Origin of the sequence: Kumtagia ephedrae (assembly GCF_003012745.1) — a bacterium.
GTDB classification, from domain to species: domain Bacteria; phylum Pseudomonadota; class Alphaproteobacteria; order Rhizobiales; family Rhizobiaceae; genus Kumtagia; species Kumtagia ephedrae.
Genome location: NZ_PXYK01000047.1, coordinates 1 through 22,802 on the forward strand (window position 1 = coordinate 1; position 22,802 = coordinate 22,802).

At 65.3% G+C, this 22,802-nt stretch carries 20 protein-coding genes and 2 tRNA genes; 13 read left to right on the forward strand and 9 right to left on the reverse strand.

The genetic code is table 11. The features are described 5' to 3' along the window. Positions 1-36: 36 nt before the first annotated feature. Positions 37-714: a class I SAM-dependent methyltransferase gene (locus C7I84_RS28060; protein WP_245428646.1), complete on the reverse strand. Its 678-nt coding sequence runs from the start codon at positions 712-714 to the stop codon at positions 37-39. 276 nt (positions 715-990) lie between these two features. On the opposite strand from C7I84_RS28060, the gene C7I84_RS28065 reads away from it, so the two are divergent. The 4 genes from C7I84_RS28065 to C7I84_RS28080 are packed head-to-tail and all read left to right on the forward strand — an operon-like array spanning position 991 to position 5,809. Then, complete coding sequence (locus C7I84_RS28065; protein WP_106775519.1) at positions 991-2,610, forward strand: phytoene desaturase family protein; 1,620 nt, start codon at positions 991-993, stop codon at positions 2,608-2,610. Then, positions 2,597-4,315, forward strand: coding sequence for a phytoene desaturase family protein (locus tag C7I84_RS28070; protein WP_106775520.1), 1,719 nt, complete (start codon positions 2,597-2,599; stop codon positions 4,313-4,315). Before C7I84_RS28065 ends, C7I84_RS28070 begins: the two co-directional genes overlap by 14 nt. Further along, positions 4,312-5,547, forward strand: a complete 1,236-nt coding sequence (locus tag C7I84_RS28075) for an aminomethyl transferase family protein (RefSeq protein ID WP_106775521.1) — start codon at positions 4,312-4,314, stop codon at positions 5,545-5,547. Before C7I84_RS28070 ends, C7I84_RS28075 begins: the two co-directional genes overlap by 4 nt. A 1-nt stretch (position 5,548) precedes the next feature. Further along, positions 5,549-5,809 carry a hypothetical protein gene (locus tag C7I84_RS28080; protein ID WP_106775522.1) on the forward strand — a complete coding sequence of 87 codons (261 nt, stop codon included), beginning with the start codon at positions 5,549-5,551 and terminating at the stop codon, positions 5,807-5,809. Between the two features lie 130 nt (positions 5,810-5,939). Here C7I84_RS28080 and rpoH read toward each other — a convergent pair whose 3' ends face one another. Both rpoH and C7I84_RS28090 read right to left on the reverse strand, forming a co-directional pair. Continuing rightward, positions 5,940-6,851 (reverse strand): RNA polymerase sigma factor RpoH, encoded by a 912-nt coding sequence (gene rpoH / locus C7I84_RS28085; RefSeq protein WP_106775523.1) that lies wholly within the window; start codon positions 6,849-6,851, stop codon positions 5,940-5,942. 175 nt (positions 6,852-7,026) lie between these two features. Next, positions 7,027-8,073 carry an RluA family pseudouridine synthase gene (locus C7I84_RS28090; RefSeq protein ID WP_106775524.1) on the reverse strand — a complete coding sequence of 349 codons (1,047 nt, stop codon included), beginning with the start codon at positions 8,071-8,073 and terminating at the stop codon, positions 7,027-7,029. On the opposite strand from C7I84_RS28090, the gene C7I84_RS28095 reads away from it, so the two are divergent. From C7I84_RS28095 to C7I84_RS28110, 4 genes are all read left to right on the forward strand, one after another. Beyond that, positions 8,072-8,479: a fimbrial protein gene (locus C7I84_RS28095; protein ID WP_106775525.1), complete on the forward strand. Its 408-nt coding sequence runs from the start codon at positions 8,072-8,074 to the stop codon at positions 8,477-8,479. The two genes, C7I84_RS28090 and C7I84_RS28095, sit on opposite strands and share 2 nt — an antisense overlap. Next, positions 8,476-8,889: a VOC family protein gene (locus tag C7I84_RS28100; RefSeq protein ID WP_106775526.1), complete on the forward strand. Its 414-nt coding sequence runs from the start codon at positions 8,476-8,478 to the stop codon at positions 8,887-8,889. Before C7I84_RS28095 ends, C7I84_RS28100 begins: the two co-directional genes overlap by 4 nt. A 225-nt stretch (positions 8,890-9,114) precedes the next feature. Continuing rightward, a tRNA-Glu gene (locus C7I84_RS28105) sits at positions 9,115-9,189 on the forward strand. 146 nt (positions 9,190-9,335) lie between these two features. Then, positions 9,336-9,409 (forward strand) — tRNA-Cys (locus C7I84_RS28110). A gap of 82 nt (positions 9,410-9,491) precedes the next feature. On the opposite strand, the gene C7I84_RS28115 is transcribed toward C7I84_RS28110, so the two are convergent. Continuing rightward, on the reverse strand, positions 9,492-10,415 hold the full coding sequence (locus C7I84_RS28115; RefSeq protein WP_106775527.1) for a calcium-binding protein: 924 nt from the start codon (positions 10,413-10,415) through the stop codon (positions 9,492-9,494). A gap of 327 nt (positions 10,416-10,742) precedes the next feature. Here C7I84_RS28115 and C7I84_RS30995 point away from each other — a divergent pair, with 327 nt between their 5' ends. Both C7I84_RS30995 and C7I84_RS28125 read left to right on the forward strand, forming a co-directional pair. After that, the gene (locus C7I84_RS30995) at positions 10,743-12,722 is read left to right on the forward strand and encodes a hypothetical protein (RefSeq protein WP_342587184.1); all 1,980 of its coding nucleotides are present in this window, start codon (positions 10,743-10,745) and stop codon (positions 12,720-12,722) included. A 404-nt stretch (positions 12,723-13,126) separates the two neighbouring features. Then, a complete protein-coding gene (locus C7I84_RS28125; RefSeq protein ID WP_106775528.1) occupies positions 13,127-13,951 on the forward strand; it encodes a lytic murein transglycosylase in 825 nt (274 codons plus the stop codon). A gap of 57 nt (positions 13,952-14,008) precedes the next feature. On the opposite strand, the gene C7I84_RS28130 is transcribed toward C7I84_RS28125, so the two are convergent. Further along, on the reverse strand, positions 14,009-15,790 hold the full coding sequence (locus C7I84_RS28130) for a cation:proton antiporter domain-containing protein (protein WP_106775529.1): 1,782 nt from the start codon (positions 15,788-15,790) through the stop codon (positions 14,009-14,011). Between the two features lie 187 nt (positions 15,791-15,977). Here C7I84_RS28130 and ubiG point away from each other — a divergent pair, with 187 nt between their 5' ends. Both ubiG and C7I84_RS28140 read left to right on the forward strand, forming a co-directional pair. Next, positions 15,978-16,730 carry a bifunctional 2-polyprenyl-6-hydroxyphenol methylase/3-demethylubiquinol 3-O-methyltransferase UbiG gene (gene ubiG, locus C7I84_RS28135; protein ID WP_106775530.1) on the forward strand — a complete coding sequence of 251 codons (753 nt, stop codon included), beginning with the start codon at positions 15,978-15,980 and terminating at the stop codon, positions 16,728-16,730. 193 nt (positions 16,731-16,923) lie between these two features. Beyond that, a complete protein-coding gene (locus C7I84_RS28140; protein WP_133170180.1) occupies positions 16,924-18,810 on the forward strand; it encodes a hypothetical protein in 1,887 nt (628 codons plus the stop codon). Positions 18,811-18,973: 163 nt separating this feature from the next. On the opposite strand, the gene C7I84_RS28145 is transcribed toward C7I84_RS28140, so the two are convergent. Continuing rightward, entirely contained in the window at positions 18,974-19,951 is a 978-nt protein-coding gene (locus tag C7I84_RS28145) for an OmpA family protein (RefSeq protein WP_133170181.1), read from the reverse strand. A 247-nt stretch (positions 19,952-20,198) separates the two neighbouring features. On the opposite strand from C7I84_RS28145, the gene C7I84_RS28150 reads away from it, so the two are divergent. After that, on the forward strand, positions 20,199-20,534 hold the full coding sequence (locus tag C7I84_RS28150; RefSeq protein WP_106775533.1) for an MmcQ/YjbR family DNA-binding protein: 336 nt from the start codon (positions 20,199-20,201) through the stop codon (positions 20,532-20,534). A 686-nt stretch (positions 20,535-21,220) separates the two neighbouring features. On the opposite strand, the gene C7I84_RS28155 is transcribed toward C7I84_RS28150, so the two are convergent. The 3 genes from C7I84_RS28155 to grxC are packed head-to-tail and all read right to left on the reverse strand — an operon-like array spanning position 21,221 to position 22,790. After that, on the reverse strand, positions 21,221-21,646 hold the full coding sequence (locus C7I84_RS28155; RefSeq protein ID WP_106775534.1) for a DUF1178 family protein: 426 nt from the start codon (positions 21,644-21,646) through the stop codon (positions 21,221-21,223). Then, entirely contained in the window at positions 21,643-22,509 is an 867-nt protein-coding gene (locus tag C7I84_RS28160) for a carbon-nitrogen hydrolase family protein (RefSeq protein ID WP_106775535.1), read from the reverse strand. Before C7I84_RS28160 ends, C7I84_RS28155 begins: the two co-directional genes overlap by 4 nt. A gap of 11 nt (positions 22,510-22,520) precedes the next feature. Beyond that, the gene (gene grxC / locus C7I84_RS28165; RefSeq protein WP_106775536.1) at positions 22,521-22,790 is read right to left on the reverse strand and encodes a glutaredoxin 3; all 270 of its coding nucleotides are present in this window, start codon (positions 22,788-22,790) and stop codon (positions 22,521-22,523) included. Positions 22,791-22,802: the final 12 nt, after the last annotated feature.

Consider the following 22,802-nt stretch of genomic DNA (forward strand, 5'->3'; position numbering starts at 1 on the left):
GGGGTGCGAAAGGGCTCATCGTCTCAATTATTCCGCCTAATCCGGTTTCCAGCCGCGCAGATGAGTGGGACGGTGCTCGCCCGAGTCAAGCACCTTCTGCATCGCCTCCCAGGTGCGGATGTTCTTCGCCACATAGGCTTCGCCGACCGCCGCCGCCGCGCGTGCGAAGAGCGGGCCTTTCAGTCTCGCCAGTTCCTCCTGCGCAACCTCCCGGTACCAGGGATTGCGGTCGACAAGGGCAATGTCGGTAAACCCGGCGCGCTCCATTGCCTGGCGGTAGCGCGCCGGCGAAGCCATTGCGAAGCTAAGCCCCTCGGCTGCGACATAAGCCTTCATGTCTGGCGACGGCTCGTCGCCATGAGAAATCAGCCAGTCGCTTGCCGCAAACACGCCGCCCGGCTTGAGAACCCGAAGAATGTCGGAGAACAGCGAGTCCTTGTCCGGCACATGCAGCAAGGCGTCCTTGGAGAACACCGCATCGAAGGTTTCTGCCGCGAACGGCAACGGCCCCGGCGGGGCCTGCACGAAGGTCGCGCGTTCCGACAGCCCTTTCGCAACGGCCTGCTCGCGGGCGCGCAAAATCACCGGCGCCTCTATGTCGAAACCGGTGACGTGGCCGGCATCGTGATGCTCGATCAGGTGCAGCGCGATGCCGCCCGCGCCGCAGCCGACATCGAGTACGGATTTGCCCTTCAGCGACAGGCCGGCCAGCACCCGGTCGACCTCCTCCGGACCGCCCGGCGACAGATATCCCTCGCCCCAGAGCGCCTCGAGGAAGCGGATTGCCGTATCGTCGTACTCCGGTTCGCCGGGTTGGCCGTGAGTCATCGCGAAAGGTTCATCTCGAACGCTGATCGATAGCCGACTTTCCGGAAAAGCCTATAACAATGCTCGCAAAACGCAAGGAAGTTTGTTGAACATTCATTCAAAATGTCTGGACAGTTCCGCCGCGTCCGTGCCAGATTTGCCAGAAATGGGGAATGCCGAGGCATGAAAAGCTGGGACGCGATCGTTGTCGGCGCGGGCCATAACGGCCTTGTCAACGCCTGCTACCTGCAGCGGGCGGGGCTGGATGTGCTGGTGGTCGAGAAGAACGAATGGGTAGGTGGCGCGGCGGTCAGCCGCTCGCTGACGCCGGGTTTTCTCTATTCCAACTGCTCCTATGTCTGCTCGCTGTTCCGCCCCGAGATCATGCGCGACCTGGAACTGCCGAAGTTCGGGCTGCAGGTGATCTCCTACGAGGGCGGCGCGGTGTTCACCCGCGACGGCGACTATCTCGCGAACTACCGCGACCACCATGCGCACCGCCGCGAATTCGCGCGTTTCTCCAGGAAGGACGCGGAGGCCTACGACCGCTACGCCCGCGACGTCACGCGGCAGTGCCGCTTCATCCAGCCGCTCTTGATGCGCACCGCGCCGGACCCGACCTCGCTGAAGCCGCGCGACATTGGCGAGTTGCTCTACCTAGGCAGGAAATTCGCCGGACTCGGCGCCCGCGAGATGGCCGACACCCTGCGTTTCTGGACCATGTCGATCTCCGACTTCCTCGACGAATATTTCGAGACCGACGTCATCAAGGCCAACTTCGCGCTCTCCGGCATCATCGGCACCGCACTTGGGCCGATGTCGCCCGGTACGGCCTATGTGCTCCTGCACCACTACATGGGCGAGGTCGACGGCTCGGTCGGCGCCTGGGGTTATGCGCGCGGCGGCATGGGCGCGATCACAAAGGCGCTGGCCGATTCGTTTCGTGCGTCGGGCGGCACAATCCGCACCGAGGCCGAGGTGGAGCGCATCCTGGTCGGGAACGGCCGCGCCGGCGGCGTCGTGCTTGCCGGCGGCGAGGAAGTCCGCGCCAAGCTGGTGGTTTCCAACGCCGACGTGAAGCGCACCTTCCTGAAATTCGTCGAGGAGAAGGAACTGCCCGACATCTTCCTACGCCGCGTGAAAAATTTCCGCATGCGCGGCTCGTCGGGCAAGGTCAACATCGCGCTGGATTCCATGCCGGAATTCCCGGCCCTGCCGCCGGATTCGCCCTGCCTGCGCGCCGACATGCATTTCACCGACTCCGTCGAGCGCATGGAGCGCGCCTACGACGACTGGAAGGCGGGACGCTGGTCGGCCGATCCCTTCCTCGACATGGTCATCCCGACCACGCTCGACCCGACGATGGCGCCGCCGGGAAAGCATTTCATGAGCTGCTTCGTGCAATATTGCCCGCCCAAGGTCGAGGGACGCGACTGGACGGACGCCGACCGCGACGCCTTCGGCGAAACCGTGATCTCGCAGATCGCAGACTACTCGCCGGGCTTCCGCGACCGCATCGTCCACATGGAAATCCGCACGCCGCGCGAGCTTGAGGCAGAAGTCGGCCTCACCGAAGGCAACATCTTCCAGGGCGAACTCACCTTCGACCAGCTGCTGTTCAACCGCCCGGTGCCCGGTTACGCGCAGTACCGCTCGCCGATCGGCGGGCTCTATATCTGCGGCTCCTCCACCCATCCGGGCGGCGGCGTCATGGGCGCGCCGGGCCGCAACGCCGCCACCGAAATTCTGCGCGACCTGAAGCGCGGCGTAAAACATATGAGCCCGGCCCATGACGTCATTTGATGCGATCGTCATCGGCGGCGGCCACAACGGTCTCGTCTGTGCCTCCTTTCTCGCGAGATCCGGCCGCAAGGTGCTCGTGCTCGAAGCCGAGTCCGAAGTCGGCGGCGCCGGCCGCGGCCTTGAGTTCGCTCCGGGTTTTCGCGTCTCCATGGCGCATCTGCTCAACCGCCTGCATCCCGAGATAATCCGGGTGCTGGAGCTGGAAAAACATGGGTTTGCGCCGCCCATGGCTGTCGCATCTGGAAGTACCCCCACCCCTAACCCCTCCCCTCAAGGGGGAGGGGGACTTGCGGCGGTGCGTCTCCCGCAAGACCTCGACAAGTTTGAGCAAGAAGCAGCGACATCGTCCCCCTCCCCCTTGAGGGGAGGGGTTAGGGGTGGGGGTACCTCGCTCGCGCCGAACGTCGTTCTCTCCGCCAACGCCGATCCTTTAGTCCTGACCGGCGCCTATGGCGAGACGCTGGACGGCATCTCGCCGGCTGGCGCCCGCGAATGGGCCGAGGTCCGCGCCCAGTTGTTCCGCTATGCCGGCATTCTGAAGCCGCTGCTTGCCCGCCGTCCGCCGGCGCTGGGCGGCATGGCGCTGGCCGAAACCGCCGCCTTAGCCATCACCGGCCTTTCCCTGAAAAGGCTGGGCAAGGAGGACATGCGCGATTTCCTGCGCGTGCTCTTGATGAACGTCGCCGACTTCGTCGACGAGGGTCTTTCCGACGACCGGCTGAAGGGACTGCTTGCCTTCGACGCCGTGCTCGGCAGCCATCTCGGCCCGCGCTCGCCAACCTCACTGCTCGGCCTCTATTACCGCCTCACCGGCGAGATCGGCGGGCTGCCCGGTGCCCAGCTCCAGCCTCCGGGCGGCATGGGCGCGGTGATGGCCGCGCTGCGCAAGGCCACGGAACGGGCCGGCGCTGCGATCCGCACCGGATCGGCGGTCGGGCGCATCCTGGTCGAAAACGGCCGCGCCGCCGGCGTCGCGCTTGCGGACGGCGAGGAAATCCGCGCCGCGACGGTTATCTCGGCCGCCAATCCGCGCACCACCTTTGTCGATCTCGTCGGCTCGCGCCATCTCGACACCGGCTTCGTCAGGCGAGTCCAGAACATCCGCATGAAGGGTCACGCCGCGAAGCTGCATCTGGCGCTCGACCGCGCCCCGGAATTTTTGGGCCTTCCGCCCGAACACCGCCGCGGCCGGCTCGTCATCGCCCCTTCCACCGACTATGTCGAATTCGCCTTCAACCCGTCGAAATACGGCGAGTTCTCGCCTGAGCCGGCGATGGAGATCACCCTGCCCTCGCTCGATGATCCCTCGCTGGCGCCCGTCGGCGCCTGTGTGCTGTCGGCAACGGTCCTGTACGCGCCCTATGCGCTGAAGGAAGGCTGGGAGAGCGGCAAGCCGAAACTCCTGGAAGCCATCCTTTTGGTGCTGGAGCGCCACGCGCCCGGCTTGCGGAAAACCATCCTGCATTCCGAACTCCTGACGCCGGTTGACATCGAACAGCGCTACCGCATGCCGGGCGGACACTGGCATCACGGCGAATTGCAGGCCGACCAGATGCTGATGTCGCGGCCGGTCTTCGGCGCCGAGGGATACGACACGCCGATTGACGGCCTGTTCCTCGCCGGCGCCGGCTCGCATCCGGGCGGCGGCATCTCCGGCGTGCCCGGCATGAACGCGGCGAAGCGGATACTGGGAATGAAGGCATGAGACATTTCGACGGCAAATGCCTCTCCACCCGCCGCGCCCTCCAGCCGCATTTCCGCAAGCTGAAGCTGGATTCACCGTTCCAGCCTCGCCTGGACGCGCTCAACCTCCAGCAGGCCTGGTACGACTGGGCGGGCTACAAGGCCCCCTCTGCCCTTTGGGACGAGGAGCTCGAATATTTCGCCATCCGCAGCCAGGCGGCGGTCTTCGATATCTCGCCAATGGTCAAATACCGCATCGAAGGCGAGGACGCGGAGGCTTTCCTCGACCGTCTAACCCTGCGCGACGTGACGAAACTCAAGCCCGGCCGTGTCCACTACACCGCCTGGTGCGACGACGACGGTTTCGTGCTCGATGACGGCACCCTGTTCCGCCTGTCGCCAACCCGCTTCCGCCTGTGCTGCCAGGAACGTCATCTGCCGTGGCTGCTCGACAGCGCGCCCGGCTTCGAGGTTGAAATCGAAGAGGAAACCGAAACCGTCGCCGGCCTGGCTTTGCAAGGCCCCACCTCATGGTCGGTGCTGAATGCCGCCGGCTTCGCCGGCTCGGAGAAATTGAAACCGTTCGACATCGCCAGCTTCCCGCACGCAGATGGCGAGGTGACGATCTCCCGCACCGGCTTCACCGGCGATCTCGGCTACGAGCTTTTCGTCGACGCAAAAAATGCCCTCCCGCTCTGGGACCGCCTGTTCGAAGCTGGAAAGCTGTTTGGAGTCAGGGCCATCGGCTATCATGCCCTGAACACCGCCCGCATCGAGGCCGGGCTGATCGTCGCCAATGCCGATTTCGTCACGGCCGAGCATGCCATAAGGCAGGATCGCGTCCGCATGCCGGATGAGATCGGCCTGGGCTTCATGGTTGACCTGAAAAAACCCGGCTACTTCAACGGCCGCCACGCCATCGAGAACGCACGGAAGAAGGGCGGACCGGCTCACGTCCTGGTCGGGCTTGAAATCGAGGGCAACGTGCCCGCCGAGCACGCCATTGTCTATCACCGGAAGACACGCGAGGTCGGCCTGGTCTCGGCGGCGATCTGGTCGCCGCTGGCCAAGCGCAACATCGCCATCGTTAGCCTGCAGCGCGACTACGGCAAGGACGGCACCGCCGACCTCTGGGTCGAAATCTACGCGATGCGCGAGCTGCAATATGTCAGGTTGATGAAGCGGGCGAAGGTGGTGCCGCGGCCGTTCGTAAAGCTCGACCGCCGCGCCGCGACCCCACCTGGGGCGTTCTGACATGCCCGACGACACGCCCGAAGAAGTCGCCGAGCAGTGGGAACTGGTCAACACGCCGCTCGGCGAGCCCTGGTCGGGCCGTACCCGCTACGCCGCCGCGATGTTTTTTCACAAGCGCGGCGAGATGAATGGCGAGACCCTGGAGGTCTACCGGCTGTGCTCGCGTCTGGACAATGAAGACCCGCTGTCGATCATCCGCCAGCGCGGCGTGGGAAAGGCGTGGCTGGAAAGGGTGGGGCGCGGTTTTTTCCCTCCCCCTTGAGGGAGGGTGGCGAGCAAAGCGAGCCGGGAGGGGTTGCTACGGCAGCGCTTCGGAGCAAAGGAACGTCGGCGTTTGGCCGCGGCGACCCCACCCCCGGACCCTCCCCCCAAAAGGGGGAGGGAAAGCCGGCTCACATCGCCGGCTGGGCCTCGATGGTACGCAGCGCCTGCGCCTGGCGCTTGGCGGCGGCCTTCACCGCGTCCTGCACCTTCTCGAAGGCGCGCACCTCGATCTGCCGCACGCGCTCGCGCGAAATGCCGAATTCGGTCGACAGGTCCTCGAGCGTCAGCGGATCCTCTTCCAGGCGTCGCGCCTCGAAGATGCGGCGCTCACGGTCGTTGAGCACCGACATGGCGTCGGTCAGCAGGGCGCGCCGGCTCTCCAGTTCGTCCTGCTCGATCAGCACGTCTTCCTGGCTGTCGTGGTCGTCGACCAGCCAGTCCTGCCACTCGCCGCTCTCGCCTTCGGTGGCGCGGATCGGCGCATTGAGCGAGGCGTCGCCGGAAAGGCGGCGGTTCATCGACACCACCTCCTCCTCAGAGACGTTCAGCCGGGTGGCGATCTCGGTGATCTGGTCGGGCTTCAGGTCGCCCTCGTCGAGCGCCTGGATCTTGCCCTTGACCTTGCGAAGGTTGAAGAACAGCCGCTTCTGGTTGGCGGTCGTGCCCATCTTCACCAGGCTCCACGAGCGCAGGATGTATTCCTGGATCGAGGCCTTGATCCACCACATCGCATAGGTGGCCAGCCGGAAGCCGCGCTCCGGCTCGAATTTCTTCACCGCCTGCATCAGGCCGACATTGCCCTCGGAGATCACCTCGCCGATCGGCAGGCCATAGCCGCGATAGCCCATGGCGATCTTGGCCACGAGCCTCAGGTGGCTGGTAACCAGCTTGTGGGCGGCGCCGGTGTCCTCATGCTCCTGGTACCGCTTGGCGAGCATGTACTCTTCCTGCGGCTGGAGCATCGGAAAGCGGCGGATTTCTTCCAGGTAGCGGGCCAGCCCGCCTTCGCCGGAAACGATACTGGGTAGTGTCTGGGCCATGAAAGCACCCTCCTCTCGCGTAGCTGCCCCCTGAAAAAGGCGGGCATGGGGCACGGCAGCCTTTCGCCTGACCGTGCCAAACACTCTTATACAGGAACAAATCGGGAAAAGACAGGATTTGTTCAACCTGAAACAGTGTGTCACATGAAAGTGAACGACGGTAAGCAGGTATCCGTTAGATACCGCGAAACCCGTGCACGAGTCCAGCCATGTCGGCCGGCATCGGCGCCTCGAAGCGCATCAACTCTTGCGTGATCGGGTGGCGGAAGGCGAGCAGCCGCGCGTGCAGGGCCTGGCGCGGGAAGGTTTCGACGGCCGAACGGAGCGGCTCCGGCAGCCGGTTTGCCTTGGTGCGGAAGCCCGTTCCATAGTCGCGGTCGCCGATCAGCGGATGGCCGATATGCGCCATGTGCACGCGGATCTGGTGAGTGCGGCCGGTCTCCAGCCGGCATTCCAGCAGCGCGGCCTGCACGCCGGAACCACCCTCGCCGTAGCGCTCGAGCACTGCATAGTGGGTGACGGCATGACGCGCATCCTCGCGGCCTTCCGGCACGACGGCGCGGCGCACGCGGTCGGCGGCGCGGCCGAGCGGCGCGTCGACAGTGCCGGCCGGCCGAGCCGGGATGTTCCAGGCCAGCGCCACATAGGCGCGTTCCAGATCGCCGCTGCGGCCGTGGTCGGCGAAGGCTTCCGACAGCGCCTTGTGGGCGCGGTCGGTCTTGGCGGCGACCAGCACGCCGGACGTATCCTTGTCGAGCCTGTGCACGATGCCCGGCCGCCGCACGCCGCCGATGCCGGAGAGGCTGGCGCCGCAATGGTGGATCAGCGCGTTGACCAGCGTGCCGGTCCAGTTGCCGGCAGCCGGATGCACCACCAGCCCGGCCGGCTTGTTGACCACGATCAGTTCGTCGTCCTCGTGGAGGATGTCGAGCGGGATGTCCTCGCCCTGCGGCTCCGCCGGCTCCGGTTCGGGCAGCAGAATCGCAACCGCTTCCCCCGCCGCCAGCTTGCGCTTCGGCTCCGTCACCGCCGCGCCGCCGACGCTCACCGCCCCCTGGCGGATCAGCGCCTGCAGGCGGCTGCGTGACAATTCGCCGCCGAGTTCGGCCGCCAGCCACTGGTCGAGCCGCTGGCCTGCGGCGTCCGGACCCGCCGTCAGCCCTTTCCAGGCCGCTCCGCCTTCGCTATCAGGAGCGTCGATCGCCTGCCCGGAAGTTTTCATGACACGGCCTGCATTTGACCACGAGGAGGAAAAGCCGCTCGACCCCGCGGTCGAGAAGGTGCGCAAGAAGCTCGTCCGCTTCGTCGCAGTCAATCTCGGGCTCTTGTTCGTCGCCCTTATGGCCGTGGTGGCGGCGATTGTCTACAAGACCCGCACCGAAGCCCCGACGGTCGTCGAGGCACCGGCTTCCGACATTCCCGTGCCGGCCGGCGCGGTTGCCGTGCCCGCCGGCACGGTGCTGGAGGGCGAGATCGCCCTGCCCGCCGGCGCGAAAATCGTCTCGCAATCGCTGTCCGGCAGCAGGCTGTCGCTCGGCCTCGAACTCTCCGACGGCAACCGCGCCATCTATCTCTACGATCTTGCCGAGCGCCGCATCGTCGGTCGCTTCGCCGTCACCGCGCAATGACCGACGCGGCACCGGCCGGCGCCGAACGGCGGATCGCCACCGTCACGCTGGTGGTCGCCGACTATGACGAAGCGATCGCCTGGTATATCGAAAAGCTCGGCTTCCGGCTGTTCGAGGACAACGATCTCGGCGACGGCAAGCGCTGGGTGACGGTCGGCCCGACGGGCGGCGGCATCCGCCTGCTGCTGGCGCGGGCCGCCGGCGACGCGCAGCACGCCCGCATCGGCGACCAGACCGGCGGCCGCGTCTTCCTCTTTCTCGAAACCGACGATTTCGCCCGCGACCACGCGGCCATGCTGGCTGCCGGCGTCTCCTTCCGCGAAACGCCACGGCACGAGCCCTACGGCACCGTCGCCGTCTTCGCCGACCTCTACGGCAATCTCTGGGATCTGCTGCAGCCGAAGCGCTGAACCGCTCCTGCCGCGCACAGGCCCGTGCCTTGATCTGCCGGCGCGCGGCGGCGAGCGCGATGCGGCCCCTACGTGTAGGCCTGACAGGCGGCGCAGCATCGCGAACTCACCAACGGTGCCGGATGAAGAACTCTGCTGGCGACGCTTGCGCAATGCCCGCATAAACCGTGCGAAAACCCGGTTGCATTTTCAATTCGCCCAGCCTAAGTACGGCACCACTGGTCAGCGCCCATCGTCTAGCGGTCAGGACGGCGCCCTCTCACGGCGCAAACAGGGGTTCGATTCCCCTTGGGCGTACCAGCAGTTTGGTGGTTTAGCCGAAATTCCTAAGCCTTCCCCAATATCTTACCAAGATACGGCTGTGGACGCAGGTGACAGAAGGCCGGAATCTCGACTTACCATTGGCGGCTCCGTTTCTTCAGTTGGCAGCCACCACATCGATTTGAGAGCCGAAGGCGGAACGGTGACGCTCCGGACTGCAAATCCGGCGTAGCGGGTTCAATTCCCGCTCGGCTCTCCAATCGATCGCCTGCCCCAAGGCTGGCCGGCTCAATCAGACGGCGCGGCACAAGCCGCGCCGCCTTTGCCGGGGGTTGCGCCGATCAGATGATGATGAAATCCTGGAAGGTCAGGATCGGAACGTCGCCCGAAAAATTGTCGGCGATCGCAAAGAGGACGGCCGACTGACCGCCGGCGCCGTCCGCGTCGTAATAGATGCCGCCGGTATTCTGATTGTAGAGAATGCGGTCGTTGGCATCGACAGCCTGGCCGGTACCGATGACCTTGAACTCGTTCGCCTTCAACGTGCCGAGCGTCTGGCCCGCCCAATTGAAGATGGCGTCGTCGAGCCTGATGGAATCGTCGAGAGGCCGGAAATCGCCGATGTGATCGACGTTGCCGGCGAGCGCGGTGTCGAACACGAAATTGTCCTTTCCGTCGTCGCCGTAGAGGAAGTCGCGTCCGAGTCCGCCATTGATGAGGTCGCCGCCGTCACCGCCGTAGATTGTATCTACGCCCTTGTCGCCCCTAAGCCGGTCGCCGAAATCGGAGCCGATCATCTGGTCGTCGCCCGCGCTCGCAGTGATGTGGACGGCCGATGTCGCCATGTTGGCTTCGATGTTCAGGTCCTGCGGCTCAGTGAAGCGGCTCGAGAAGTTGAGAGTTCCACCGGCTCCCTGGAGGAAGATGCTGAAGTCATCGGCGTTGTTGTTCACGCCGAATTTGATGATGTTTTTCAGCTGGGCAGCGGAGGCGAAGAGGTTGGTAGAGTCTACTATCAGTTCTTCGATTCCGACGATGTTCAGACCCGCATTCAACTCGTTGTTGAAGCCGGGTCCGGTCAGGTGAATCCGGTCATAGCCGGAGCCGCCGTCGATCAGGCCGGTCTGGCCGATCTGGATGTTGAAGAGATCGTTTCCGCCATTGCCGCGCAGGCTGTCGTTGCCGCCGCCCACGCCTTGGAAGATGTCGGTGCCGTTGCCGGCGCTGATCGTGTTCTGGTTTGCGTCGATTGTATAAGTCGTCATGGTTCATTTCCTGATGTTTCTTGGGAGATGGTTGCACAGGTGCGAGCCGGCTTTGGTTCTCAGACAGTAATGCCAGATCACCGCGACAGGATTCGAAGGTGATCGAGCCGCATGCCTTTCAAATTTTCTGACATGACTTGGCAGTGAACCTGGACCGACTCTTTCGCGAGCCGCATGTGGCAAGACGCGCAGCTTTTCCAGTGGTATATTTCCGTCTTCGTGTAGTGAGACGGACATTGGGCTTGGTGCTTGGTACACCGGTCCCGTTGAAGGTGTGTCTAAAGGAGAGTCGTGGAAGACCGCGTGGGAGAAAGCATGGAAAGGGCCATGGAATCGACCGGGCGAAGCCCGGCCGAAAAAGGGCAGGCGCTGGAGATTCGTTTTTTCGGGCCGCTGGCGGTTCGCCGGAAGGGCGTAACGCTGACGCTGCCGGCGTCGCGCAAGGCGCGCGCCCTCCTGGCTTACTTGGCGCTTTCGCCGCATCCTGCGCCGCGCAGCCAGCTCTGCGATCTTTTGTGGGACGTTCCAAACGACCCTCGTGGCGAGCTGCGCTGGTGCCTGAGCAAGATCAGAAGTCTTGTCGACGACCCCGGCCGGCGCAGGGTGCAGGCACAAGGAGAGACGCTCACGCTCGATCTCGCCGATTGTTTTGTGGACGCGGCTGCCGTCGTGCGTGCATCGCAGGAGGGTTTCGAGACATTTACCCCGGTGCGGCTGAAGGCACTGGCCGACCTGATCGCCGGCGACTTTCTGGCAGGCTTGGAGATCGACCGCAACCCGGCCTTCGAGGGCTGGCTGGTCGCGCAGCGCCGCCGCTTCCGCGACCTTCACGCCAGCCTGCTGGAGTATTTGACAAGACGTCTTCCGGACGATGAGGCCCGCATCTATCTCGACCGCTGGCTTCAGCTCGCCCCGTTCGATCTTCTCCCTCATAAGGCTCTTCTGACCGCGCTGGCCGCGCAGAATCGGATTCGCGAAGGGGAAGAGCACCTGGCGGCGACGGCAAGACAGTTCGATGCCGAGGGCGTCGACTTCGCGCCGTTGCGCGCGGCATGGCACTCCGCCAGGGGGCGGTCGGCGGCAACGCCGGCATCTCGTGCGATCGGGGCGGAGGACAAAGCTGCGCCCGCCATATTGCTGTCGCTGCCGGTCAAACCCTCGATTGCCGTCTTGCCTTTCACCAATATGAGTAATGACCGGCAAGACGAATCCTTCGCGGACGGGCTGACCGAAGATCTGATCACCGATCTGTCCAGGAATGCCGGATTGTTCGTGATCGCCCGCAATTCGGTCTTCGTCTACAAGGGGCAATCGGTTGATGTGCGCCAGGTGTCGCAGGAGCTTGGCGTCCGTTATGTTCTGGAGGGCAGCGCGCGGCGCGCCAGCGGGCGGGTGCGCATCAACGCCCAGCTGATCGACGCCGTCGCCGGCGAACATGTGTGGGCGGAGCGCTTCGACAGGACCCTTGAGGACATCTTCGCGGTTCAGGACGAGGTGAACGGCCGCATCGTCGAGGCGCTCATCGGCCGGTTGACCGTGCCGGCGCCGCGCAAGCGGCCCCAAAACCTCGAGGCCCACGATCTTTGCGTACGCGCCCGCGTGCTTACCGAAGAATCGCCGCAGACGGCGCGCGAAGCCTATCTGCTGCTCAAACGGGCAATCGAACTCGAGCCGTCATTTGCCGAGGCGCACGGTTTGCTTGCCTACAACCGATGGCTCGGATGGACGCATTTCGGAGAGCCGGAGGATCCGAACCGGATTATGGCGGTGAAGCTTGCCGAAAGGGCCGTCGCGCTCGATCCCAACGACGCCGGCTGCCATTATTTTCTCGGCACCATTTTGGCTTATGACAGGCGCTGGCAGGAATCGGATGCGGCGTTCGCCAGGGCGCTGGAGATCGATCCGAACCACGCCGACACCTGGGCGGCGCTGTCGGACATGTCCGTCCTCGACGGCCGGATCGCGGACAGCCTGGAGCAAATCCAGAAGGCGCTGCGGCTGAACCCGTATCCGGCCTGCTGGTATTTCTGTCACCTCGGCCAGGCTCAATATGCCGCCGGCGACTACGAGTCCGCGGTCGAGACGCTGCGTCGGGAAGAGACCTACCGCACCAATTCGCGAAAATTCCTCGCGGCAAGCCTCGCGCAGCTCGGGCGGGTGGACGAGGCCGGCCGGGAGCGGGAAATGTTCCTGGTAGCCCATCCACATTTCACGATCGGCCATTGGACAAATTCGCAGCCCCTGCGTGACGCGGCCGTGCGGGAGCATTTTGTGGATGGCTTCCGCAAGGCCCGCCTCCCGGAATGATGGATGAAGGATAGTCCCTGCCGATACCGATAGCGCTCATGAAGCGCGCCCGGTCGAGCGTGCAGCCGATCGTACGGGCCATGCGTCGGCCTCTGCCGATCCGTTTCCAGTCGTCGCATATGACAGTCCCGCCGACAAGAATGAAACAAAGCTCGCTCGCGCGGAAATCGGCGCGAAACGGCGTGATGGGCTGCTGCCGACCTTCCGGGCATATCGGGATGATCGGTTTTCCCGGCGCTTTGGCCGCCATTACGCGGCCCTCGTCGTCGGGCGAACGGCAGAGCCGCCGCCGATTGCCCAGGCAGCTTCCGGATGTTCGTTGAGACAAGGATTGCGACGCCACGTGAAACCTGAATTTAGTCTTATCAATAAGACGCGGGAAATTGAGCTTGGGGAGCGGATCGATGACTTTCGGTCTGTTTTTTCGACGCACTATATCTACGTTTTTCTTCTGGGCATCAGCAGCCACTGCAGATGGTGCGCAAGCCGCATCATGCGGAAAAACCGCAGCGGGCTTCGAGACCTGGAAGCGGGGATTCGCGACCGAAGCAGCTAGAAGAGGCGTCGGATCCAAGGCGCTGGCGGCATTCGCCACCGTGCACTACGTCGTCAAGACGATCCAGTACGACCGCACGCAGCCCAACTTCAAGCTCTCGCTGAACCAGTATCTCGCCAAGCGCGGTGGCGCGGCGCTGACCTCCGCCGGCAGGGGACACAAGCGAAGCAACGCGGCCCTGTTCGCGCGGATCAAGGCTCGATACGGCGTGCCGCCCGGCCCGCTGATCGCCATCTGGGGTCTGGAATCGCGCTTCGGAAGCCGCATCGGCAGCACGCACATCCTCTCCAGCGTGGCGACGCTCGCCTACGACTGCCGGCGCTCGGCCTATTTCACCACGCAACTCTACGCCGCGCTTAAACTCATCGACAAAAGCAGGCTGAGCGGCGGCGCGATGGGCTCGTTGCATGGCGAGATCGGTCAGACGCAGTTTCTTCCGGCCAACGTGCTGAAATATGGCGTGGACGGCGACGGCGACGGCCGCGTCGATCTGGCCCGGAGCAAGGCCGACATTCTGTTCTCGACCGCCAACTACCTGAAGGCCAAGGGCTGGCGGACAGGTGCCGGCTACCAGCCGGGCGAGCCCAACTTCCAGGTGATCCAGCGCTGGAATGCCGCCCGTGTCTACCAGCAGGCGATTGCCTCGATCGCCGCTGACGTAGACCGGGATTGACGCTGTCGCCAGACGCTCGAGCCCGGCCACGGCGCACGCCCGGCGGCGACCGACGCCTCAGGCCGCGCTGCTGGCTCCGCTCGCAGCCGTGGCCGCGCCGCTGGCATGCGCGCGGTTGGCCTCCAGGCGCTCTCGCGCCATCTTGTCGACGGCGGCGCGCAACTCGGGATGGCGGGTCATGAACTGGTTGAAGTCGCGCCGCTCCAGCACCAGGAAATCGCAGAAGTCGACGGCGATCACGTCGGCGGTGCGCCGCGAGCCGCTGAGCAGCGCCATCTCGCCGAAGAAGGAGCCGGCCTCCAGCGGGATGGCGCGCCCGCCGACCCTGACCTCGACCGCGCCGGACGCGATGAAATACATGCCGTCGGCACGGTCGCCGGTGCGCAGCACGCGCTCGCCGGGCGAGGCAGATTTCGGCCGGAACAACAGCAGCAGTTCCTCCCTGTCCTCCTCGCCGACGGCCGACAGCAGCGGAAAGGTTTCCTGCAGCGCCTGGATCTTCACATGCCGCGCCCGTTCGCGCTCCTCCTGCTGCGCCTTGATCCGGCCGAGCTCGCCGACCAGGGCGTCGTGGCGCTTGCGGCCATAGCCGGCGGCGACCGCCGGCCATTTCATGCGCAGCCATTTCTGCAGCTCGCCGGTGACCAGGAAAGCGAGCGGATTGAGGGTTATCGACAGCAGCGCCCCGGCGAGCACCAGGTCCTGCCCCTCCGTCGGGATGAGCCCGTAGGCCACGCCCAGCCCGACCAGGATGAAGGAGAATTCCCCGATCTGCGCCAGTCCCGCCGCGACCGTCAGTCCCATGCTCACGGGATAGCGCAGCAAGAGCACGATGCCGAGGCCGATCACCGACTTGCCGATCATGATCAGCGCCAGCACGCCGAGCACGGCGAGCGGGTCCTCGACCAGAACCGACGGATCGAACAGCATGCCCACCGAGACGAAGAAGACGACCGAGAAGGCGTCCTGCAGCGGCAGCGATTCGGCGGCGGCCCTGTGGCTGAGATGCGATTCGCCGAGCACCAGGCCGGCAAAGAAGGCGCCGAGCGCGAAGGACACGCCGAACACCTCCGCCGAGCCGTAGGCGATGCCGACGGCGAGCGCCAGGACCGACAGCGTGAACAGCTCGCGCGAGCCGGTGCGCGCCACCTTGGTAAGAATCCAGGGCAGGACTTTCGGTCCAAGGAAGATGGCGAGCACGGCGAAGATGCCGACCTTGGCGAGGGTCGTGACCAGCGTCAGCGCCAGCGAGCCTCCCGCCGCCTCTGCGCCATGCGCGGCGTCGGCTGTGGCAGCGACACCGCCAGTCCCGCCGAGCACCTCGGCCAGCGCCGGCAGCAGCACCAGCGCCAGCACCATGGCGAGATCCTCGACGATCAGCCAGCCGACGGTGACCCGGCCGCTCGGCGTGTTGACGAGGTTGCGCTCCTCCAGCGCCTTGAGCAGCACCACGGTACTGGCGACCGACAGGCTCAGGCCGAGCACGATGCCGGCGCCCAGCCCCCAGCCCCACGACGAGGCGAGGCCGATGCCGAGCAGCGTCGCAAGCACGATCTGGCCGATCGCGCCGGGGATGGCGATGCCGCGCACCGCCAGGAGGTCGGCCGCCGAGAAATGCAGACCGACGCCGAACATCAGCAGGATGACGCCCATTTCGGCGAGCTGGCTGGCCAGCGCCCCGTCGGCGACGACGCCGGGGGTGAACGGGCCGATCATGATGCCGGCGACGAGATAGCCGACCAGCGGCGGCAGGCGCAGCCGGTCGGCGAGGTAGCCGAAGATCGACGCGAGCACGAAGCACACGGCTATCGTGGCGATCAGAGTCACTTCGTGATGCACCGCGTCCCCCCTTTTTATTCTGTGCGGCTGTTCCTTGCCTCGCGCCCCTTCCAATGCCGGGAAAGCCGGGCGATCGCAAGACTTTGATCGCGGCGGCGCGGCCAGGAGCGACCTTGCGGCAGCGAGGTGGCGGCTTGACATTCCGCCGGCCAGGCCCGACTTCCTTCCGGCCGAAAGGGAGACCCTGATGCCAGAGCCTCGACGATCGACGATCGATGCGGGAGAAGTCGACCGCTTTTCCGCGCTTGCCGCCGAATGGTGGAACCCGAACGGGAAGTTCCGGCCGCTGCACAAGTTCAACCCGGTGCGTCTGTCCTACATACGCGACCAGGTGGCGGCACGCTTCGGCCGCGATATCCACGAAGCGCGGCCGTTCGAGGGCCTGCGCTTCCTCGACATCGGCTGCGGCGGCGGCCTTCTGTGCGAGCCGATGGCGCGGCTGGGCGCCGAGATCGTCGGCGCCGACGCATCGGCCACCAACATCGAGGTGGCCAGGCTGCACGCCGCCGAATCGGGCGTGACGATCGACTACCGCGCCGTGCCGGCCGAGGATCTGGCCGACGCCGGCGAGAAGTTCGACGTGATCCTCAACATGGAGGTGGTCGAGCACGTCTCGGATGTCGGGCTCTATCTCGCCCGCTGCGCCGAGATGGTGAAGCCTGGCGGCATCATGTTCGTCGCCACCATCAACCGCACCTTCAAGGCCCTCGGCCTGGCGATCATCGGCGCCGAGTATGTGCTGCGCTGGCTGCCGCGCGGCACCCACCAGTACGGCCGGCTGGTGCGGCCGGACGAGCTGGAGAAGGCGCTTGCCGAGGCCGGCATGACCATCGCCGACGGCACCGGCGTCGTCTACCACCCGCTCGCCGGCCGCTGGCAGCGCTCCAAGGACATGGACGTCAACTACATGGTCATGGCGGAGAAGCCTACGGTGGCCTGACCGAGGCGATTATCGCGGCTCGCGCCATGCAGCGGGTCGCCAGCGTCCTGATCGCGATCCCAAATCGGCTGGTCTGATCCCGTACAGGCGATGCTATCCTGCCCGGCGCCGCCCGACAACGGACTTGCCCTTGCGGACCTTCGGCCGTTGCGCGACAGTGCCGCCGTGTAGCTGTCGGACTGCGGGAGGCTTGATGCAGCGCATAGGAGACGCCGTAGAGACCACGGGCGCAAACGCGCCCTGCTCCTTGCCCGTCGAGGCGATGTTCGTCTCCCAGCAGCGCGATACAGGCCTCTCCCACACGTTTGCGCCGTCGCGGGTCGTGCGGACATACGGCGTACCCATGCACGTCGACCAGGACGACCTCACCGCGACATATCGGCGGCAGTCCCTCGATGAGTTCCTTGCCGGCGAAGCGCGGCATGCCGTCGGAAACTACGTGATGGTCGACGTCGGGCCGCGATTGCTGCGGATCATCACGGCTCCGGGCTATTGTGGCGGCTATGTGTACTGCGGAAACGGGAAAGCCGTCGCCAGCACCTTGCTCGTCTCGACGCTCGCGGAAATACCGCAGATCGAGATGGATGGCTTTCCGCTGTGCTTTTTCCTGCAGATCGCGCCGAAGAGCAGTTTCAGTCAGCTGCCGTGCTCGACGCCTTTCCGCGATGTGCGGACGCTTCCGCCTGCCTCGGTGTTCGAGTTCGAGGACGGTGAACTCACGTCGTGTTACAGCTATCTCCTGACCTCGGGACGGCTGCCGCCGCCCAAGTCCTTTGCCGAGGCGATCGACGAGGTGACGGGACGGCTCGCCCATCGCTACCAGGCCCAGGGCAAATCGACGTCGCTGATGTTTTCCGGCGGCGTCGACAGTCTGGTGATCTATCTCAGCCTGCGCGAGAAGATGGACGCGAAGGACATTCGCGTCTTCACGATGGATCATCGAAACAAGACCAACGGTCCGGTTCGCGCCTTCCCGGCCGCGCGAAAGCTGGGTTTCGAGATCGAGCGTGTCACGAAGCAGGCGCTGAAGGAACAGGCCGCCATCGACACGATCAAGGAGATGTTGTCGCAGGACATCGTCAGCATCGGCGCGCTCCACTATGCCCTGATCGGCAGGGACATCGGGGCCCGCGACATTCTGCATGGCCAGAACATGGACGCCCTCGCCAACGTCAACATGACGGTCCTGCATGCCAATCTCGAAAAGGGCTATCTGTCGAAGGCCAAGACGCGGGCTCCCAAGACCCCCGCCGAGGCCAATCGCCAGTTCACCGGGTTTCTCGGAAACCTGATGTTCTCGGAGCTTTATCTCAAGGACGTCACGTTCCAGCGGGAGACCGCGGATTTCTTCGCCTCGCTCAATCCCAGCACTATGCCCGACCCCGATCCGGGCCGGGCCGGCATCATCCGCGGCATGCTGTCCACCCAGCATCCGAATCTCCTGACCAAGGCGAGCTATCCGCTCGATCAGATCGAGGGTCTCGACCGCGAGGCAGCCATCTTTTCCCGCTTCGTGGGCGAGTTCGCGACGCAACCCAGGCATGTCCTCGATGTCCTGCGGTTCTACACCTATAGTTTTCTGGCCAATAAGCGCAATTCGACGTTCCCGCTGCCGGCAGGCAGCCGCACCCTTTTCGTCGCGATGTCCGGCCCGATCGCGAGCTACTTCGTCGGGCGGCCGCGTGGACTATCGCGGGCCACGCAGCCCAAGCGCGAAATCTATGGAACGGCGAGGCAGCTCACCGGAAAGAATTTCAGCGATCTCATTGCGCCGGACGACGACGTCGAGCCTCAATGGCAGACGGAGGGCGTCGACGAGGATGCCCTGGTCCGTGCGAACCTTCATTACGTCGAGCCCGCCAATTCCCGCGTGTTGCCCGCGATCGAGGATGCAACGATCCGGGCATATGTGGAGCGCCTCTATCGCGACACGCTCGGCAGCTGCTTGCCGGAGAGGCCCGGCTGCACGCCCGAAGGCCGGTCACGTGTTCGTCGGATTCTGAACCTCGAGTTCCTGCTCGAACGTGCGAGCAAATCGGGCGGCACGAGCGAAGGGTCGCGCGGATCGGCGATCTCTTAGAAGCCCCAGGCGTGCAACGGCGGTATTGGCCGCGCCGGCAGCGCAGCCGGGGCCCTGCCTCCTTGTTGCGTGGACCGAGCCGATGGGATGCGCGCCGGCAGACCATCTCGTCGAGGCTGGCGAATGCAGACGCGAGCGTTGCCGCAGTTGCGCCGCAGTCCCGTCACATCACCATCAGGTCGACCCTGCGGTTCTTCTTCCTGCCCTCCTCGGTCGTGTTCGGAGCAACCGGCTGGGACGCCCCCTCGCCGCCGGCCGACAGTTGCGCCCGCTCGAACAGCTTTTCCTTCACGAACCAGTCGGCCACGGCCTTGGCGCGCTTCTCGGACAGCCAGTTGTTGTAGGAGGGGTCGCCCGTCGAATCGGTATGCCCGATTATGTAGACGCGGCTGCGCGGCGGCACGTCCTGCTTGATGAATTCCGCGGCCTCGCGCAGCGCCTGCTCGGCGCCGGGCCGGATCAGGTAGCTGTCGAAGCCGAACAGGACATCGCCCGGCACTCGGTAGCCGACGGACCTGCTGTGCTGGCCGCGCCCGCTCGTCTCCTCGACGGTTTCGACACGCAGGTGCTTCGGCGCCTTGGCGGAAATGCCGTTCGACGTCGCCATCTTCACCGAATCGGAATGATAGCCGGGATGGTCGTTGAGGCGTTTCACCAGCGACAGGATGTCTTCGTAGCGGATGCGCCGCCTGGCGCCGGGAGCGCTGTCGAGATCGAACGACCGCGCCAGCTTCAGCGCGGCCTCCACGACGCCCCAGCCGGCCGGAATGGTCGGTTGGGCGGAAGACAACGCCAGATACGTGGCCTGGGCGAGATAGGCGGCGGCCTCGTTGCTCTTGGCCGTCATCTTCACATATTCCATGTCGCGGATGGCATGCGTGCACTCATGGATCAGGATGGATCTGTTGAAGAGGTCCGGCGGCGAATCCCCTTTCTGCGTGGTGAGCGTGTCGGAACCCGGATCGTAGGTGGCGAGCCCCGGATTGTCGCCGACGACCACCAGGATCTGCTCGTCGCGGATCAGCTCGAAGATTTTCCGATAGGCTTCGCCGCGGATATGCAGGCCGTCCACGGTGAAATCCATCTTCTGCAGCACCGGCTCCGACAGGGCATGCAGGACGTCGATGTCCGAAAGCGGCATGGCGCGCACTCCGTCGCTGTAGATGAGCCCCACATTCTGAAGAAAACCGGATGGCGCAGGTCATTTTTCTGGGATCGATCTGCCTGCAGCGCGGTCACATTCTACCCGAAGCGGCAACAGAACGGTACGGCTTTCGCGGGACGGGTTACAAACGTTCAAGCCACACTGACGACACCTGCGCCATACTTGTCCGATCGATGACCGCATCTGCGCCGGACACGGCGCGTTCGCCAACAGGGGGCACCCCATGCGACCGGAGGAATTTCGCCGCATAGCGCTCGATCTTCCCGAGGCCGAGGAGAAGGCGCATTTCGGCAAGCCGGATTTTCGCGTGCGCAACCGCATCTTCGCCACGCTTCCACCCGGCGGCCGGGTGGTCTTCAAGCTGACGCCCGAAGAGCAGACTGTCGTGACGGAGGCCGAGCCGGGCATCTTTCGCCCGGTGAAGGGCGGCTGGGGCCGGCAGGGCTGGACCGAGGCCGATCTCGCCGCCGCCGACGAGACGACCATGCGCAGCGCCTGCCGCATGGCCTGGCGCAACGCCGCGCCGCCGGGGTTGAGGAAGGCGGCTGGTTATCCCTAGTGTGATCATAATCCCCCTGTCCCAGCGGGACCGAACCCGCGAGCGTCGTCCTCGCCACGCTGCCTTGCGGCCCTGGCCGTTGTCGAAGGGCGCTCCCTGCCGCGGAGGGAGAAGTCGGGAAGCGGGGCGCTGGGCCGAGCCTCTTTAGTAAAAACATGGCGCGGCCTTCGCGCCCCGCCGGCGATTTCGGGCACCGTCCCGTTCCGCTTCGCTATAGCTCCGGCTCCGGCTTCTTGCGTCGCCTCGGCTGGCCATGCCGCAGCACTCGTCCAGTGCGCCCCGCACCTAGTTGCGGAGGAGGAACCTTCGGACGGGCCTCCCCGGGCGCGGGCTACGTCTTCCCGCACCGGAGGCGCCGGCTCCTCCCCACCAAACCACCGTCGCGACCGGTGTTCCCGCGGGAGGAACTGCCGCGATTATGGGAGAGACGGAAAGGGAGGGGATAGAAATCGGCTGAAACGCGTCTCTTGCCTGCCGCCGGGATCGCGGCGAAAGCGGGTAAGTGCCGGGGACAGTTACTTTTTTCTGCCAGCGCCAGCCTTGAAGCGGCACCGCTTTTCCGCGGAAAGAAAATAAATTGTCCCCTCAGTGCCTCGACGCCTCGGCGGTTTCTTGCCAACAACGGCTCGATATCGTTGCTTCGTTGCGCTTCAGTAAGGTGGCGTCCGGCTCACAGTCGCGCCGTCTCAATTCCGGTCGTCGGGAAACACGGGGATCGGCATGAACTCGACGCCGTCGTCGATGAGGCCCTTTGCCTCCTCGGGCGTCGCCTCGCCATAGATGCCGCGCGCCTCCGTCTCGCCGAAATGGATCTTGCGCGCCTCCTCGGCGAACTTGTCGCCGACATAGTCGGCGTTCTCGCGCATCTTCTCCGACAGCTCCTTGAGCTGCGCCATCGCCTGCTTCTGCGCCTCGCCCATGGCGAGCGCGATCTTCTCCTGCTTGCGCGCCGTGGAGACGGCGGGCGCCATCAGCGCCTTCTCGACCTTCTTGGAGCCGCATTGCGGGCAGTCTACGAAGCCGCGCTTCTTCTGCGTGTCGAAATCGTCGTTGCCGCGGAACCACGCCTCGAATTCGTGGTCGTGCTCGCAGTGAAGCGAAAAGCGGATCACGATGCGGCTCCCCTGAGCGCGGCGTCCGGACGCGCGATCTCCTTCACCGAGAACTCGCGTGCGTTCTTGAGATTGGGGATTTTCCGGCGCGCCTGGGCCGACAGCGCCGTGTCGATCTCGGCGACGATGACGCCGGGCTCGTCGTGATCCGCCTCGGCCAGCATCCGGCCCCACGGGTCGACGATCAGCGAATGGCCATAGGTTTCGCGGCCGTCCTCGTGCCTGCCACCCTGCGCGGCGGCAACGACGAAGGCGCCGTTCTCGATGGCGCGGGCGCGAAGCAGCACGTGCCAGTGCGCCTCGCCGGTCTGGCGCGTGAAGGCGGCGGGAACCGTCAGCACGTCGGCGCCGGCCAGCGCCTCGGCGCGGAACAGCTGCGGAAAGCGCAGGTCGTAGCAGACGGCGAAGCCGAGCCGCGCGATCGGCAGGTCGGCGATGGTCGCCACGGCACCGGCCTCGTAGGCGGAGGATTCCCGCCAGCTCTCGCCGCTGTCGAGATCGACGTCGAACATGTGGATCTTGTCGTAGGAAGCGAGCATCGAGCCGTCCGGCCCGAACAGGAAAGCGCGGTTGGCGAGCTTGCCGTCGGTGCGCAGGATGGCGGTCGAGCCGATGTGCAGGTAAATGCCGAGCTCGCAGGCGAGCCGCGACGACGCCGCCGCGACGATGTCGTTCTCTTCCGTCGTGAAGGCCGCGGCCCGCGCATCCTTGTCGCGCAGCAGCGCGCCGGTCATCTCCGGCGTCTGCACATAGGTCGCGCCTCTGGCCGCCGCCTCGCGCACCATCGCCTCCAGGTCGGCGACGTTGCGCCGGGGCTCGGTGCCCGACCGCATCTGCACCGCGGCGGCCTTGAAAACGCTCATCGAAACACTCCTCAGTTCAGCTTGCCGGTCGCCAGCAGCCCGTCGAGCTTGCCTTCGGCGTCCAGGGCGTGCAGGTCGTCGCAGCCGCCCACATGCACGTCGCCGACGAAGATCTGCGGGAAGGTCGAGCGGCCGTTGGCGCGATCGATCATCTCGCCGCGCAATTGCGGCGAAAAACTCGCGTCGTGCTCGGTATAGGCCACGCCCTTGCTGTCCAGCAGCCGCTTGGCCGCGGCGCAGTAGCCGCACATCATGCGCGTATAGATGGTGACGTCCGCCATGGCATCGTCGTT

Bases quoted from the DNA above. Each gene is read 5' to 3' on its own strand.
- C7I84_RS28065 (WP_106775519.1), top strand. From the start codon at position 991: ATGAAAAGCTGGGACGCGATCGTTGTCGGCGCGGGCCATAACGGCCTT.
- C7I84_RS28070 (WP_106775520.1), top strand. From the start codon at position 2,597: ATGACGTCATTTGATGCGATCGTCATCGGCGGCGGCCACAACGGTCTC.
- C7I84_RS28075 (WP_106775521.1), top strand. From the start codon at position 4,312: ATGAGACATTTCGACGGCAAATGCCTCTCCACCCGCCGCGCCCTCCAG.
- C7I84_RS28080 (WP_106775522.1), top strand. From the start codon at position 5,549: ATGCCCGACGACACGCCCGAAGAAGTCGCCGAGCAGTGGGAACTGGTC.
- rpoH (WP_106775523.1), bottom strand. From the start codon at position 6,851: ATGGCCCAGACACTACCCAGTATCGTTTCCGGCGAAGGCGGGCTGGCC.
- C7I84_RS28095 (WP_106775525.1), top strand. From the start codon at position 8,072: ATGACACGGCCTGCATTTGACCACGAGGAGGAAAAGCCGCTCGACCCC.
- C7I84_RS28090 (WP_106775524.1), bottom strand. From the start codon at position 8,073: ATGAAAACTTCCGGGCAGGCGATCGACGCTCCTGATAGCGAAGGCGGA.
- C7I84_RS28100 (WP_106775526.1), top strand. From the start codon at position 8,476: ATGACCGACGCGGCACCGGCCGGCGCCGAACGGCGGATCGCCACCGTC.
- C7I84_RS28115 (WP_106775527.1), bottom strand. From the start codon at position 10,415: ATGACGACTTATACAATCGACGCAAACCAGAACACGATCAGCGCCGGC.
- C7I84_RS30995 (WP_342587184.1), top strand. From the start codon at position 10,743: ATGGAATCGACCGGGCGAAGCCCGGCCGAAAAAGGGCAGGCGCTGGAG.
- C7I84_RS28125 (WP_106775528.1), top strand. From the start codon at position 13,127: ATGACTTTCGGTCTGTTTTTTCGACGCACTATATCTACGTTTTTCTTC.
- ubiG (WP_106775530.1), top strand. From the start codon at position 15,978: ATGCCAGAGCCTCGACGATCGACGATCGATGCGGGAGAAGTCGACCGC.
- C7I84_RS28140 (WP_133170180.1), top strand. From the start codon at position 16,924: ATGCAGCGCATAGGAGACGCCGTAGAGACCACGGGCGCAAACGCGCCC.
- C7I84_RS28145 (WP_133170181.1), bottom strand. From the start codon at position 19,951: ATGCCGCTTTCGGACATCGACGTCCTGCATGCCCTGTCGGAGCCGGTG.
- C7I84_RS28150 (WP_106775533.1), top strand. From the start codon at position 20,199: ATGCGACCGGAGGAATTTCGCCGCATAGCGCTCGATCTTCCCGAGGCC.
- C7I84_RS28160 (WP_106775535.1), bottom strand. From the start codon at position 22,509: ATGAGCGTTTTCAAGGCCGCCGCGGTGCAGATGCGGTCGGGCACCGAG.
- grxC (WP_106775536.1), bottom strand. From the start codon at position 22,790: ATGGCGGACGTCACCATCTATACGCGCATGATGTGCGGCTACTGCGCC.